General features: G+C 72.3%; 12 protein-coding genes and 1 pseudogene. 5 read left to right on the plus strand and 8 right to left on the minus strand.

From position 1 onward, the window contains the following. From GUY61_RS41795 to GUY61_RS05635, 3 genes are all read right to left on the minus strand, one after another. The coding region (locus tag GUY61_RS41795) for a DUF6296 family protein (protein ID WP_398954371.1) at positions 1-263 on the minus strand (263 nt) is incomplete at its 3' end. A gap of 155 nt (positions 264-418) precedes the next feature. Then, entirely contained in the window at positions 419-1,969 is a 1,551-nt protein-coding gene (locus GUY61_RS05630) for a glycoside hydrolase family 43 protein (RefSeq protein WP_166628936.1), read from the minus strand. Positions 1,970-2,098: 129 nt separating this feature from the next. Continuing rightward, a complete protein-coding gene (locus GUY61_RS05635) occupies positions 2,099-3,424 on the minus strand; it encodes an MFS transporter (RefSeq protein WP_313896531.1) in 1,326 nt (441 codons plus the stop codon). 383 nt (positions 3,425-3,807) lie between these two features. Between GUY61_RS05635 and GUY61_RS05640 the strand changes: the two genes are divergently transcribed. Further along, a complete protein-coding gene (locus GUY61_RS05640) occupies positions 3,808-5,244 on the plus strand; it encodes a globin domain-containing protein (protein WP_166628937.1) in 1,437 nt (478 codons plus the stop codon). A 288-nt stretch (positions 5,245-5,532) separates the two neighbouring features. On the opposite strand, the gene GUY61_RS39780 is transcribed toward GUY61_RS05640, so the two are convergent. From GUY61_RS39780 to GUY61_RS05660, 4 genes are all read right to left on the minus strand, one after another. Further along, complete coding sequence (locus tag GUY61_RS39780; protein WP_243766204.1) at positions 5,533-6,027, minus strand: hypothetical protein; 495 nt, start codon at positions 6,025-6,027, stop codon at positions 5,533-5,535. Between the two features lie 131 nt (positions 6,028-6,158). Next, on the minus strand, positions 6,159-6,479 hold the full coding sequence (locus GUY61_RS05650; protein WP_243766205.1) for a hypothetical protein: 321 nt from the start codon (positions 6,477-6,479) through the stop codon (positions 6,159-6,161). After that, a complete protein-coding gene (locus GUY61_RS05655) occupies positions 6,476-6,985 on the minus strand; it encodes a sigma-70 family RNA polymerase sigma factor (protein ID WP_166628959.1) in 510 nt (169 codons plus the stop codon). Before GUY61_RS05655 ends, GUY61_RS05650 begins: the two co-directional genes overlap by 4 nt. A gap of 170 nt (positions 6,986-7,155) precedes the next feature. After that, a complete protein-coding gene (locus tag GUY61_RS05660; protein WP_166628938.1) occupies positions 7,156-8,667 on the minus strand; it encodes a sodium:solute symporter in 1,512 nt (503 codons plus the stop codon). Positions 8,668-8,858: 191 nt separating this feature from the next. Between GUY61_RS05660 and GUY61_RS39785 the strand changes: the two genes are divergently transcribed. The 4 genes from GUY61_RS39785 to GUY61_RS05680 all read left to right on the plus strand — a co-directional run bounded on the left by GUY61_RS39785 (position 8,859) and on the right by GUY61_RS05680 (position 13,146). Next, positions 8,859-9,095, plus strand: coding sequence for a DUF3311 domain-containing protein (locus GUY61_RS39785; protein ID WP_313896532.1), 237 nt, complete (start codon positions 8,859-8,861; stop codon positions 9,093-9,095). A gap of 150 nt (positions 9,096-9,245) precedes the next feature. Further along, a complete protein-coding gene (locus GUY61_RS05670) occupies positions 9,246-11,369 on the plus strand; it encodes a carbon starvation CstA family protein (protein WP_166628939.1) in 2,124 nt (707 codons plus the stop codon). Continuing rightward, positions 11,366-11,536 carry a YbdD/YjiX family protein gene (locus tag GUY61_RS05675; RefSeq protein WP_166628940.1) on the plus strand — a complete coding sequence of 57 codons (171 nt, stop codon included), beginning with the start codon at positions 11,366-11,368 and terminating at the stop codon, positions 11,534-11,536. Before GUY61_RS05670 ends, GUY61_RS05675 begins: the two co-directional genes overlap by 4 nt. Positions 11,537-12,015: 479 nt before the next feature. After that, positions 12,016-13,146, plus strand: a complete 1,131-nt coding sequence (locus GUY61_RS05680; RefSeq protein WP_166628941.1) for a GH12 family glycosyl hydrolase domain-containing protein — start codon at positions 12,016-12,018, stop codon at positions 13,144-13,146. A 278-nt stretch (positions 13,147-13,424) separates the two neighbouring features. On the opposite strand, the pseudogene tnpA reads toward GUY61_RS05680, so the two are convergent. After that, positions 13,425-13,870, minus strand: a pseudogene (tnpA, locus tag GUY61_RS05685) (IS200/IS605 family transposase). Positions 13,871-13,887 lie beyond the last annotated feature (17 nt).

The following is a 13,887-nucleotide window of genomic DNA, read 5'->3' on the forward strand; positions in this document are numbered from 1 at the left end:
TCGCCGACGACCTCGTGCACGGTCACCTGGTTGGCGACGTCCTTGTCGCGGCGCTTGTGCACGATCGCCAGCGGCGCGTCCAGCCGGTCGCACCAGCGGTCCGCGACCCGCACCCGGCCCGCGTCCGCGCGCACGATTCCCGTCTCGTCCTCGTAGATGGGATATCCACCAGCTCCGGCCATCGCGGTACGCCGGACGATCACCACGTCGTCCTCCACGACGGACGCCTGGAATATCAACTCGTAGCTTTCCGGATAGTCCATGAGGCCTCCCGTCAAGGCCGCCCGCTGGGGTCTCTGCCCTCGCCATCCCATCGTCGCTCAGACGCGCCCGCCGCGCGACAGGCGCAGCCTTCGCACCGTCCGCCGTCCGGCCCGCCTGCGGGAACGCGGCCCGCACCGCACCGCGCGGCCCTCCCTCAGGAGCCGGTGAGCTCGAACCAGTCGAAGGCCGCGCTGCCCCGTGTGACGTACATGCCGATGACCCGGCCCGTGAAGCCGCCGGCGACCTCGGTCGTGAGGTAGCGGCCGTCGAGTGAGGCCAGCGCCTCGAAACGGCCGTCGGCCGTCTCGTGGCCCAGGACCACGGTGTCGGGGCCACCGGCGCGTGCCCCGAGCGCGTCGCCGGAGAAGTCCTGGCCCACGGTGGTGACCATGGGCGGCAGGACGTCCGTGGTGCGTATGTCGAGGCGCAGGGTGATCCGGCCCGGGTGGCCGTTGCCGGGCCCCAGGGACCGCTCGGCGACCGTCGTGGCGAGCGGTCCGATCCTGGCACGGACCCGGACCGTCCCCGCGTCGTACTCCACCTCGTAGTGGTGGGCCTCGTCGAGCCGCACCGCGAGCCCCGCGCGGCCGGTGCCGGCGTCGACAAGGGTCCGGGCCGAGCAGTCGGGGCTCTCCTGCCGTCTGCCCACGAACACCGTGCCCGGCCGGTCGAGGCTCTCCCCCCGGGCGTGCAGGACCAGGTGTCCCGGGCGTTCGTCCAGCCGCGCCCCGGTGGCGGGGTGCTGCCTGACCGACACCCAGCAGGGCGCCAGCCGTACGGAGTCGAAGTCGTCACGGGCCGGTTCCGGGGGGAACGGGCTCGGGGTCAGCGAGCCGGCCGGAGGGCGTTCCTCCACCGGCCGCGGCAGGGGCCAGCCGTCCTCCCAGGTGACCGGCGTGAGGAAGGTCTCCCGGCCCAGCCCGTGGTACTGGGGTGTGTAGCCGCGCGGCCGGGTGCCGAGCAGCACCATCCACCAGGAGCCGTCATGAGCCTGGATCAGGTCGCCGTGCCCCGTGTTCTGGACGGGACGGTCCGTGCTGCGGTGCGAGAGGACGGGGTTGGCGGGGCATGGTTCGTACGGCCCGAGCGGTGAGCGGGCCCGGGCGACCGACAGGGCGTGCCCACGTTCCGTACCGCCTTCCGACAGCAGCAGGTACCACCACTCCCCGACGCGGTAGAGGTGCGGCCCCTCGGGGTACTGCAGCCCACTGCCCGACCAGACGGGAACGCTCTCTCCGAGGACCGCGCCCGTCGCCGGGTCGATGCGCGCCGCCCGGATCCCGGACGCCGCGGAGAACAGGCACCAGCAGACACCGTCCTCGTCCCAGGCGAGGTCCGGGTCGATCCCCGGCAGCGCGAGGGGAAGTGGGTCCGACCAGGGTCCTTCGGGGCTGTCGGCGGTCACCAGGATGTTGCCCGCGCCACCGACGACGGTCGTGATCAGCCAGAACCTTCCGTCGTGGTGGCGCAGCGTGGGTGCGTAGACGCCCTCGGACGACAGGAGCGTGTCGGGGAAGGACAGCTGGGACGGGCGGTCCAGCGCATGGCCGATCCGGCGCCAGTTCATGAGGTCGCGACTGTGCCAGAGGGGGACGCCCGGGGCGTACTCGAAACTCGATGTCGCGAGGTAGTAGTCCCGGCCCACCCGGCAGACGCTGGGGTCGGGACTGAAGCCGGGGACGACGGGGTTGTCGAAGAATTCCATGTCCGTCCTGGTGATGGAGTGCGCGGAATGGGGGAGTACGACATCGTTGCCGGCCTGCTTTGGTGTACCGCTCGCCGGGGCCGGCTCCGGCATTCTCCCTGATCTTTCCGCGCCGGGACGGGGGAGGGATCAGCGGGTGGCGTCGTCGGCCTGACGAACCGTCACAGCTGCGTCCGGTTTCGCGTCCGGGTTCACGTTCGCGTGGACATCCGCATGCGCATCCCCGTGCGGCTCCGCCCCGGGCCGGGGCCGGGAGCGCTGGGCGCGGCGCACCGCCGGGCCGAGGGCGTACGCCGCCGCCGCGAAGAGCGCCCCCAGCAGCAGCCAGCCGGGGATGCCCCAGCTCACCAGGAGCGCGGTGAGCAGCACCGGGCCCAGGGTGCGGGCCACGGTGACCCCCGTGCCGAAGAAGCCCTGGTACTCGCCCGTGCGGGCGGCCGGGGCGAGGTCGAAACTGATCTGCCACGATCCCGCGGAGTGCAGCATCTCGCCGGCGACCTGGAGGGCCGCGCCCGTCACCAGTACACCGGCCGCCGCCCACACCGGGATGCCGCCGGCCGCGGACAGAGCGAAGACGACGCAGGAGACGAGCATGATCAGCCCGGACCTGCGCACGGCGGCCACCGCGGTGCGCAGCGAGGTGACACCGCGTGCGGCCGCCACCTGAAAGGCCGCCACGCCCAGGGTGTTCAGCACGAACAGCGCCGAGACCAGCCAGGCGGGCGCCCGGGTGCGCTCGGTGATCCAGAGCGGGATTCCGAGGCTGAGCAAGGGCATCCGCAGCAGCAGGACGGTGTTGAGCAGGGTGACCAGCGCGTACGGCCGGTCCCGGAGGACCGCGAACCTCCGGCCGTCCGCCGCCGCGTCCGCCACCCGCGCGGCGGCGGGCAGTCTCAGCAGCACGAGCGCGCACACCAGGAAGCTCGCGGCGTCCAGCGCGAAGACCCCGAGGTAGGCCCCCCGGGTGCCGGAGTACAGCGCGACCCCGCCGATTCCCGCCCCGACGGCGAGACCGGCGTTCAGGGTCGCCTGGAGGTGGGCCAGGACGCCGGTGCGCTCCGCGCGGGTGACGAGTCCCGCGAGCAGGGCCTGCCGGGCGGCCGCCAGTCCCGACTGGGCGGAGGCGTAGCAGCCGGCGGCCAGCAGGAACGGCCAGAAGGAGCGGATGAACAGGAACGACGCCACGGCCCCGCTGGTCGCCAGCGCCAGCAGCACCGACATGCCGCGTGGGCCGCGGCGGTCGGCGAGCCGCCCGAGCGGCACTCCCGCGATCGAGCCGACCGCCCAGGCGAGGCTCAGTCCGAGGCCGACCCGGGACGCCGGGAGTCCGACGACCTGGGTGAAGTAGAGCGCGGAGGTGACGTAATAGGCGCCGTCGCCCAGTGAGCCGACGAGCTGGGCGACGGCGAGGATCCGGGGCGGGCCGGCGGTCGGCAGGATGCGGTTCTTCGGCACGCCGCCGACGCTAGGGCCGCCGGGTGGCCCTGCCCCAGGGCCACTTGTCGCCGGTCCGGCTGGGCCACCCGCTGGGTCCGGTGGCCGGGGCCGGGGCCGGGGCCGGGGCCGGCCAAATCTCACCCACATCGGAATGAGGAGAGGATTGCGGCAGCGTGACAGATCGGTGGGTGGATCAGGAAGGGCCGAATGGCCCATGGATACGGGGCCCTTTGGGCATGTATGGCCGATGTAATACTGGCACGTCCCCTTTTACGGAGGCGCCGTGACCTTGTGCGGCCCGGTGCCTCTACGCAGACAGGAGCCCTCTGGCGATGTCACGTCTCACAGTCCTTGCGCCCAGCGTCCCCGAGTGCGGTGAGCGAGTGAAGGGCTGCTGAGACATGAGCACCATGGGCAGCGACTACCACGCACTGCTGGCGCGTCACGAGGCGATGAAGCTGCGCCAGCGGCTCATGTCGGGCCAGGGGGCGGCCGAGAACCGTTTCGAGGCCCGGCAGGACACGCACTCCTGGGCCCAGGGCGTCCGGGCCCAGCCCCACGGCCGCGTCAAGGGTCCACACCATGGCCCGGGAGACGCGGGCGGCGCGCCGCGTGCGCCGTACGACGGGGCGGCCGACCAGCGGGTCATCACCGAGACCCTGCACCTTGTGACGCCGTTCAGCGACCTGATCGCGGATCTGTACGAGTTCCTGTTCGATCAGCACCCGTACCTGCGGTCGCTTTTTCCCGAGTCGATGGCTTTTCAGCAGTCCCATCTCGCCCAGATCTTCGACTTCTTGATAGAAAACCTGGACCGCCCGGACGAAATAGTCGCCCGCTTCGGCCAGTTGGGAGGCGACCACCGCAAGCTCGGCGTACGGCCGGTGCATTACGAGGCCTTCGAGGAGGCACTGCGGGAGGCCCTGCGCCGCCGCGCGGGTGCGGGCTGGGCGGCGGCCGCCGAGGCGGCCTGGCTGCGGATGCTGCGGTTCGGTGTCGGGTGCATGGTGGAGGGGGCGGAATCCGCGCTGGCCGAACCTCCGGCCTGGCAGGCGACAGTGACGGACCATCAGCTCCGCGGGCCCGACCTCGCCGTCCTCCGCGTGCAGCCCCACGAGTCCTATCCCTACCGGGCCGGCCAGTACGCCTCCCTGGAGTCCCCGCTGCTGCAGCACACCTGGCGTCCGTACCACTGCGCCAAGGCGCCCGGCCGGGACAATGAACTCGAGTTCCACGTACGGCTGTCGGGGTCGGGCGGAAGCGTGAGCCGGGCGTTGGTCCACGGCACCCGCAGTGGCGACGTCCTCAGGCTCGGCCCCGCTCGCGGCGCCCTGACGATGGACGGCGAGGGACCGGCGGGTGACCTGCTGCTGGTGGCGTCGGGCACCGGATGGGCCCCCATGAAGGCGCTGCTCGAGGAGGCGGAGGGGCGGCGGGACCGGGGAGGCATGGTCCGACTGGTGCTCGGGGCGCGGTCGGTCGAGGAGTTGTACGACGCGGATTACGTCACCGCGGCCGAGCGCCGCTGGCCCTGGCTGAAGGTGGTGCCCGCGGTCGGGCCGGACCAGGCCGCCGTCGTGGCGGAGGCGATCCGGGTCAACGGCGCGACGGGCACCTTGGTCCACCGTGACGGCGAGTACGGCTTCGGCGCTCCTGCCGGACTCGGTGGCCGCGGCGGCTTCGCCGCCGGTGGCGGCGCGGGACCGGGGCGTCTCGCCTTCGTGAGCGGCCCGCCGGAGGTGGTGCGCGCCGCGGTGGACGCGCTCATCGGTGCCGGTGTGCCCGCCGGGCGCATCCGCCACGAGGTCCAGGGCGCGGGTGCCGCCGTGACCCGGTGACATCGCTCGGCGTCCGGGTGCCACCGTGACCCGGGCACACGCGCAGGACCACCCGGCGCGTGGCCCGGGTCGCGGTGTGTCCGGGTCTTCGCGTACGCGGGTCATGGCGGGTCCGGCCTTCGCGTTCCCGGCCTTCGCGTTCCCGGCTCTCGCGTGTCCGGGTGCCTGCCGGGTACTCGCGGGTTGGCGGGGCCGGGAGAGCGCACCGCCTGCCGCACCGCCTGCGCGTCCTCCGCCCTGCCGCGGGCCGCGCCGTCAGCGGCCACCGGCCGGCCCGCTGCCGCATCGTCACGGCGCGCCGGGCTCGGACCCCCTGGCGCACATGCCGGACGCACCGGCCGCCCCGGTCCCGTCCACGCTGCCGGCCCCGGCGCGCAGTTCCACGCAGCACCGGCCTGGGCGCGCCGCGAGCACCGCGTCGATGCCGGCGGCCTCCAGCCCGGTGAGGAAGCCGTCGAGGAACGCGTGGTTGATACCGCACACCAGCTGCGGCGACCTGGCGGCCGGCCGATGGAAGGGGTAGTTGAGCAACTGCAGTTCGGCGGGGGCCTGCCGGTGCGGCTCGAAGCCGTGCTCCTCCCGGGCGCCGAGCGAGCCGCCCGGCAGTTCCTGACCGCGAAGCTCAAGGCCCGGCCGGTCTCGATGGCCGCCGAACGGAATGCGGCGACCGTAGTTCCTCAGCCTGACGGGGCTGCCGCCCGGCTGAGCGCTCAGCCGACGGTCCGGTGGTACGGGCCGCTTCGGGGCGCCGCCGAACCGCAGCGTGCGTAACGGCGTTCCCAACCGCACTGCGTGCGTGCGTGCGTGTGTGCGTGCGGACGGGCCGGCCGACCGGACCGGCTGACCCGTCCCTCATACCGTGCCGCCCGCCCTCACGCCGTGCCGCCCGCACGGGCGTCCTCCCGCACGGGTGGTCAAGGCACCTGACGCACCCCGACGGGCATGGGGGCGGGCAGCGGGGCCTCGGAGACGCCCGGCCGGGTGCCGGGCTCGTGGAAGATCACGCCGTCGCCCGGAGGCGTCTGGTTGAGGACCCAGAGACCGATGAGCACGGCCAGGGTGAACACGACGGTGACGAGCACCGCCAGGATCAGCCGGCGCCGGCGTTCCCTGCGCAGCCAGTCGCCGCGGGCCGCGCGATAGGCGTTCGGTGCCGGGTGCACCTGGCCCGCCAGGGCATGGAGGGCCTCGTGCAGCTGCTGCTCCGTGCGCGGAGCGCCCGGGGAAGTGCTCATCGCCTGGCCTCCATAGCCTGCGTGAGCGCGGCGAGGCCGCGCGACGTGTGCGTCTTGACCGATCCCGCCGAGATCCCCATGGCCGCCGCGATCTCGCTCTCCTTGAGGCCGAGCCAGTGACGCAGCACCAGGGCCTCGCGCTGGCGTGCGGGCAGTTCCTGGAGCGCTGCGATCAGGACCCGCTGATCGTCCTTGAGGAGGGCCGAGTTCTCGGCGGACGCCACCCAGTCGGAGGGCGCCGGGGTCTCGGCGTGCCGGCGGGCGACCTGGAGGTGCCGTATGCGCATCCGGGTCAGATTGCAGACGGTGGAGCGCAGGTACGCCTCGGCCGACTCGGCGTCCCGCAGCTTTCTCCACTTCCGGTAGATCTGGTAGTAGGCCTCGGCCACGATGTTCTCGGGGTCGTCGGCACCCAGCAGCGCGGCGAGACGGAGCATGGGGGTGTAGTGCAGGTCGAACAGCCGGGCGACCGACACCTCACGCTCGTCCTCGACGGCGTCCGCCATCCGGGCAGCGGCCTGCGCGACTTGGGCGGCCTGGGTCTCCTGGGGCACCGGGTTCACCGGGCTCACCGGGCTCACCGGGTTCACCGGGTTCACCGGGCTCACCTGCGTCATCGTCGGCGGCAGTGCGGGCGCGGCATTCTCCACGGGCCGGCCGCCGATCCGTCCGGTGCTCATATCTTGATCGCTCCAGTCTCCGGGCGGTACCGGCCGGCGCCGGTCCGCTCCAGTACCGCGGTGCCGGCCACCGCGACGGCCAGATTCACCAGCAGGGCCACCAGCCCCACGTAGACCTCCATGTGCCCGGCCACCGGCACCACCGGCGAGAAACCCTCCCGGACGACCGCGACGGTGCCCAGCAGCATCCCGGCGGCCCAGCCCGCGAGCAGCGCCCGGGGATGCAGCCGGCGGGTGTAGAGGCCGATGGCGACGGCCGGGAAGATCTGAAGGATCCACACACCCCCCAGCAACTGGAGGTTGATGGCGTCCTGGTCGCGCAGCCCGAAGACGAAGGCGACCGCTCCGGCCTTCGCCGCCAGGGACACCGTCTTGGCGATCCGCACCTGCCGCTTCGGCGTCGCCGTCGGGTGGAAGTACTCGGCGTACACATTCCGTACGAACGAGGTGGCGGCGGCGATCGACATGACGGCGGCCGGCACCAGCGCCCCCACGGTGAGCGCGCCGAACACCAGCCCGGCGAACGGCGCCGCCATGAGCCGGTCCACCAGGACCGGGACGGCGGCCTCGGCGCCGCCCTCCGGGGCGGGTACGTCCGACGCGAGCGCGGCGATGCCGAGCATCCCGAACAGGGCGAGCACCGCCGTCCAGGCGGGCAGGGCGATGGCGACCCGGCGCAGCACCGCGGGACCCGAGGCGGCGAAGGCGGCCGTCAGGACGTGCGGATACATCAGAAGGGCCAGGGCCGAGCCGATCGCGAGGGTGGCGAAGGCGGGCTGCTGGTCAGGGGTCAGGAGCAGCGAGGCGCCCCGGCCGCCGGGCTCCGCGAGCCGGGCGGACGCCGCCTCGAAGATCCCGCCGGGCCCGCCCAGCCGCTCCAGGGCCATCCAGCTGACGGCCAGCGCCGAGCCGAACACGGCCACGCCCTTGAGCGCGGAGATGACGGCCGGTGCCCGCAGTCCGTGCCGGTACGTCGCGACGGCGAGACCGGCGAAGACGGCGACCATCACCACGTCGCCGGTGACGGCGTTGGGGGAGAGGCCACCGGCCGTGAGCACCGCCTGGATGCCGAGGAGCTGCAGCGCCAGGTAGGGCATCGTGGCGAGGATCCCGGTGAGCGCGACCACCAGGGCCAGCGGCGCCGAACCGTATCTGCGCCGTACGAAGTCGGCGGCCGTGACGCAGCCCTGCTCCCGTGAGACCCGCCACAGCCGGGGCAGCAGGACGAAGGCGAGGGGGCAGACGATCACGGTGTAGGGCAGGGCGAAGAAGGCGGGCGCCCCGTTGCCGTACGCCAGGCCCGGCACGGCGGCGAAGGTGTAGGCGGTGAAGATCGTGCCGCCGAGCAGCAGCCAGGTCCACCAGGTGCCCAGCCCCCGGTCGGCCAGGGCCCACCCCTCCAGGGAAGGCAGACTGTCGCTCGGGCGCAGCCGGTGCGCGGTGAGCGCGAGCAGGGACGCGCCGGCGACGACGGCGACGAACGCCGCGGCCATGGGGCCTTCAGTCATCGGTCACCGCCCTTGGTGCCTTGGGGTCTGACGTCGAGCGCGCGAGCTCTGCCGCCTACGAGTTGCGCGTGCGGCCCGTTCGGATGACAGGGAAGACGCGGAAATCTTTTCGAAATCCGCTGTCAACCGAAGCGTGGGCAGCGGCAACTCTTGCACAGACCGACGGAGAAGCCAGGAGTGAGGAGGGCTCTGTGGCACGAATCGCACGTATCGCACGCCTTCACGGGCGCGGGATCGCGGCCGCTTTCTGCCTGGTGGCGCCCGTGGTCGCGTTGCTCTGGGTGCCGTGGTACGCGCAGGACCGGCCACGGCTGGCCGGGGTGCCGTTCTTCTACTGGTACCAGCTGGCCTGGGTGCCGGGGTGCAGCCTCGGCATGCTCGCGGCGTACGTGCTGACCCGCCCACGCGGCCGTCCGCCCGAGCCGTAGTCCAGCAGCGGTCCCCCGGGGCCGCGGTAACCGCGGGTGGCGGTTCCCCTGGCGGGGTCGCCCAGTCGTCCGCCCCCGAGCTGCCGCACAACGCACTCCCGTACTCCCCTTCACCCCGTCGCCTGCGCCGGGCCGAGCCGAGGATCCGCCATGCCGAAAACCGTTCGCCTGAGACCTCAAGCCATACTTCTCTGGACCTGCGTCGCCCTCCTCGGCGCCGCCGGCTGGGCCATGGTGGCCCTGGCCCGGGGCGAGGAGATCTCCGCCATATGGCTGGTGGCCGCGGCCCTCGGTTCGTATGCCATCGCCTACCGCTTCTACTCCCGCTTCATCGCCCGCCGGGTCCTGAAGCTCGACGACACCCGAGCCACCCCGGCCGAGCGGCTCGAGGACGGTGTCGACTACCACCCGACAGACCGCCGGGTGCTGCTCGGCCACCACTTCGCCGCCATCGCGGGCGCGGGCCCGCTGGTCGGACCCGTCCTGGCGGCGCAGATGGGCTATCTGCCGGGGACGATCTGGATCGTCGGCGGAGTGATCTTCGCCGGGGCGGTCCAGGACATGGTCGTCCTCTTCCTCTCCATGCGGCGGGACGGCAAGTCGCTCGGCCAGATGGCGCGCGAGGAGATCGGGAAGGTGGGCGGCATCGCGGCGCTCGTCGCGGTCTTCGTCATCATGATCATCCTGCTGGCCGTGCTGGCGCTGGTCGTCGTCAACGCCCTGGCCCACTCGCCCTGGGGCACCTTCTCCGTCGCGATGACCATCCCGATCGCTCTCTTCATGGGCTTCTACCTGCGGGTCTTCCGTCCCGGCAGGGTCACGGAGACCAGCTTCATCGGGGTTGCGCTGCTGCTCCTGGCGATCGTCGGCGGCGGCTGGGTCCAGGACTCGCCCGCCCTCGCGGAAGCGTTCACCTGGAGCCCGACGACGCTGGTCTTCTGCCTCGTCGGATACGGCTTCGTCGCCTCCGTGCTCCCGGTGTGGATGCTGCTCGCGCCCCGCGACTACCTCTCCACGTTCATGAAGGTCGGCACCATCGGCCTGCTCGCGCTCGGTGTGCTCGTCGCGGCCCCGGTCCTGAAGGCCGACGGGATCAGCGACTTCGCCTCCTCGGGCGCCGGCCCGGTGTTCGCCGGCTCGCTCTTCCCGTTCCTCTTCATCACCATCGCCTGCGGCGCGCTCTCCGGCTTCCACGCCCTGGTCTCCTCCGGCACGACTCCCAAGCTGATCCAGAAGGAGTCCCAGGTCCGGCTGATCGGCTACGGGTCGATGCTGATGGAGTCCTTCGTCGCCATCATGGCGCTGGTCGCCGCGTCGGTGCTCGATCCGGGCCTGTACTACGCGATGAACGCCCCCGCCGGAGTCCTCGGCGGCACCGCCGAGTCCGCCGCCCAGGCGGTCGCCAACTTCGGGTTCACCATCACGCCCGAGCAGCTCACGGCAGCCGCACAGGCCGTCGAGGAGGAGACCCTGATCGCCAGGACCGGAGGCGCGCCCACGCTCGCCGTCGGAATGTCGGAGATCTTCTCCCAGGTCTTCGGCGGCAACGGGATGAAGGCCTTCTGGTACCACTTCGCGATCATGTTCGAGGCGCTGTTCATCCTGACGACCGTGGACGCGGGCACCCGCGTCGGCCGGTTCATGCTCCAGGACATGCTGGGCAACGTCTGGAAGCCGATGGGCCGGGTCAACTGGAAGCCGGGCGTCTGGATCGCCAGCGCCGTGGTCGTCGGAGCCTGGGGCTACTTCCTGTACGCCGGCGTCACCGACCCGCTCGGCGGCATCAACCAGCTCTTCCCGCTCTTCGGCATCGCCAACCAGCTGCTGGCCGCCGTCGCGCTGACGGTCTCCACGACCGTCCTGATCAAGTCGGGCCGGGCCCGCTGGGCCTGGGTGACCGCGGCGCCGCTGGTCTGGGTGACCGCGATCACCTTCACCGCCGGCTGGCAGAAGATCTTCTCCGACGATCCGAAGATCGGCTTCTTCGCGCAGCGGGCCAAGTACGCCGACGGCATCGAGGCCGGGACCGTGCTGCCGCCCGCCAAGTCGATGGACGACATGCACACCGTCGTCACCAACTCCACCGTCGACGGCGTGCTCATTGCGATCTTCCTGCTCCTCGTCGCGATCGTGATCGTCAACGCGATCGTGGTGTGCGTGCGCGCCCTGCGCTCCCCGGAACCGCTGCCGACGACGGAGGTGCCCCACACTCCGTCACGGATCGACGTCTCCGCTCCCGAGCGGAGCCCCGAGCCGGCCGGAGCCCGCGGATGAGGCTGCGCGGGATCTTCCGCCAGGTGCGGTGGTACCTGCGGGAACTCACGGGCGAGGCCGAGTACGAGCGCTACTGCGCACGGCACGCGCCCGCGCCGACCCGCCGGGAGTACGAGCGGATCCGCGCCCGGCACCGGGAGGAACACCCGGGCGCCCGCTGCTGCTGACCGCCCCGCCCCGGGCCTGGCCCTGTACCGCGGGCCCGCGTCCGGGGCTCCGGGTTTTCGGTTGTCGGCTTCGGCTTCCCCTCCTGGCGAGGCGGTGGACGTGCCTGGCCGGCGGTGCGGGGCGGGCGAGCCGGTCCGTCCCCCGGCCCGGGTTCGGTTCCCGGGCGCGCCCGGGTGGCCGTCGGCCTGCCGGGCCCGCACCGCCGGGGCGTGAGCCGGCCCGCCGCCCGTCCCGGGCCCGGGACCGTCCGGCGTCATTGGGCCGGCTGAGGCGGTCGGTCACGCCGGGCCGGCCGACCGGCCGACCGGCCGACCGGCTGCGCCGAGCCGGCGTAGGCCGGCTCCCGAGGCCCCGGGCGACCTTCGGTACTGCGCGGTCTCTTGCCGTGCGGCCCCTCCGCCTCTACAGTCCACGCCGACACAGTTGATGGGAGCGCTCCCACGCCGCACGTCCCCACCGTCACCGTCGAAGGAGCCGCATGAACACCCTTTTGTGCCGAGCCCGCCCACTGCGGGCCGCCGTCCTGACAGGGCTGGCCACGCTCAGTGCGCTGGCGGCCCTCCTGACGGGCGCGATCCCCGCGCAGGCAGACACCGAAATCTGCGAGCAGTACGGCACCACGGTCATCCAGAGCCGCTATGTCGTGCAGAACAACCGCTGGGGCACGGCAGCCCCGCAGTGCGTCAATGTGACGAGCACCGGCTTCGAGATCACCCGGGCCGACGGCTCCGTGCCCACCCACGGCGCGCCCAAGTCGTACCCGTCCCTCTTCATCGGCTGCCACTACACGAACTGCTCCCCGGGGACCAACCTGCCCCGGCAGCTGTCCGCCATCAGCAGCGCGCCGACCAGCATCTCGTACGGCTACACCGACAACGCGGTGTACGACGCCGCGTACGACATCTGGCTCGACCCGACGCCCCGCACCGACGGTGTGAACCGCACCGAGATCATGGTCTGGTTCAACCGGGTCGGCCCGGTCCAGCCAGTGGGCTCCCGCACCGGCTCGGCCACGGTCGCGGGCCGCACCTGGGAGGTCTGGACGGGCAACAACGGTGCGAACGACGTGATCTCCTTCGTCGCGCCCTCCGCGATCGCGAGCTGGAGCTTCGACGTGATGGACTTCGTCGACGAGACCGTGGCGCGCGGCATGGCGCAGCCGTCCTGGTACCTGACCAGCGTGCAGGCCGGGTTCGAGCCGTGGGAGAACGGGACGGGCCTCGAGGTCGGCTCCTTCTCGGCGGCCGTCGAGACCGGCGGCGGAGAGGATCCCGGTGATCCCGGGACGCCGGGCGCCTGCCGGGTCGCGTACGGCACCAACAGCTGGCCGGGTGGCTTCACCGCCGAAGTGACCGTCACCAACACCGCCACGACGCCCGTCAGCGGCTGGCAACTTGCCTTCACCCTCCCGGCCGGTCAGACGGTCACCAGCGTCTGGAACGCCTCCTTCTCCGGCTCCTCCGGAGCGGTGACGGCGGTCAACGCCACCCACAACGCCACGATCCCGGCGGGCGGCAGCCAGTCGTTCGGCTTCCAGGGCACCTACTCGGGCGCCTTTGCCACGCCGGGGCAGTTCAGCCTCAACGGGACCGGCTGCACGGCCGCCTGACGACGGCCGTGCTACGCCCGGCACCGCCGTCCGTGCCCGGAAGGGCGCGCCCGGTGGTACCGGGCATCCGGTACCGGCCCTGCCGGTCCTCGTCCCGGCCCCGGACGCTCAGGTCCCCGTCGGCGCCACCCGGTACCCTGCCAACCGTCTGCGTCCGGCGCGCGCGGTGCCGCCGCGGCCGCTACCAGCGCCCAGGCTCCGTGCCGGTGACCGGCTCGGAAGGGGTGCCGTCGACACGCCGGGGATGAATACATCTCAAGGCTGCTCTGACGTGCACCTTAGAACGGACGTTTCTGCTGCTCGATGTACCGGCGGACGATCGCCAACGGTGCTCCGCCGCACGATGCGGAGAAATGCGAGGGCGACCACGGGTGTGCGTGCGTCGTGGCGCGGCTGACGTGGCCGGTGAATTCTCCCTCTGGCCTTCGGCCGGGAGGTGCCCCCAGCCGAATCCGGCGGGCGGAGACGCCCTTGAGGGCTGTTGACCAGCTTCGAGACGGCGCCTTGGGCGGTAGTGCACCAGGAGGTGGACGTGACCGCGTTCGTCGTTGAACTCCTTGAGCTCCGCCTCGAAGTCCTCGCAGACCTTGCGCATGATCTCTTCGCAGCGCGTCAGCATCTCGTCGTCGAATACCCCGCCCGGTACTTCGTCACGAGAACAAGTGTGCATTCGTCTCTTGAAACGGCGTGTCTGCCACTGTCTGTAGTCGTTTCGTTCATTTATGAGAGCAGCCGTCAGTA

Origin of the sequence: Streptomyces sp. GC420, from assembly GCF_009916105.1 — a bacterium.
Classification (GTDB): Bacteria; Actinomycetota; Actinomycetes; order Streptomycetales; family Streptomycetaceae; genus Streptomyces.

Excerpts from the sequence above, each read along its gene's own strand:
- GUY61_RS05675 (WP_166628940.1), top strand. The coding sequence starts at position 11,366 with ATGAGGCTGCGCGGGATCTTCCGCCAGGTGCGGTGGTACCTGCGGGAA.
- GUY61_RS05680 (WP_166628941.1), top strand. The coding sequence starts at position 12,016 with ATGAACACCCTTTTGTGCCGAGCCCGCCCACTGCGGGCCGCCGTCCTG.
- GUY61_RS05655 (WP_166628959.1), bottom strand. The coding sequence starts at position 6,985 with ATGGCGGACGCCGTCGAGGACGAGCGTGAGGTGTCGGTCGCCCGGCTG.
- GUY61_RS05660 (WP_166628938.1), bottom strand. The coding sequence starts at position 8,667 with ATGACTGAAGGCCCCATGGCCGCGGCGTTCGTCGCCGTCGTCGCCGGC.
- GUY61_RS05630 (WP_166628936.1), bottom strand. The coding sequence starts at position 1,969 with ATGGAATTCTTCGACAACCCCGTCGTCCCCGGCTTCAGTCCCGACCCC.
- GUY61_RS05650 (WP_243766205.1), bottom strand. The coding sequence starts at position 6,479 with ATGAGCACTTCCCCGGGCGCTCCGCGCACGGAGCAGCAGCTGCACGAG.
- GUY61_RS05670 (WP_166628939.1), top strand. The coding sequence starts at position 9,246 with ATGCCGAAAACCGTTCGCCTGAGACCTCAAGCCATACTTCTCTGGACC.
- GUY61_RS05640 (WP_166628937.1), top strand. The coding sequence starts at position 3,808 with ATGAGCACCATGGGCAGCGACTACCACGCACTGCTGGCGCGTCACGAG.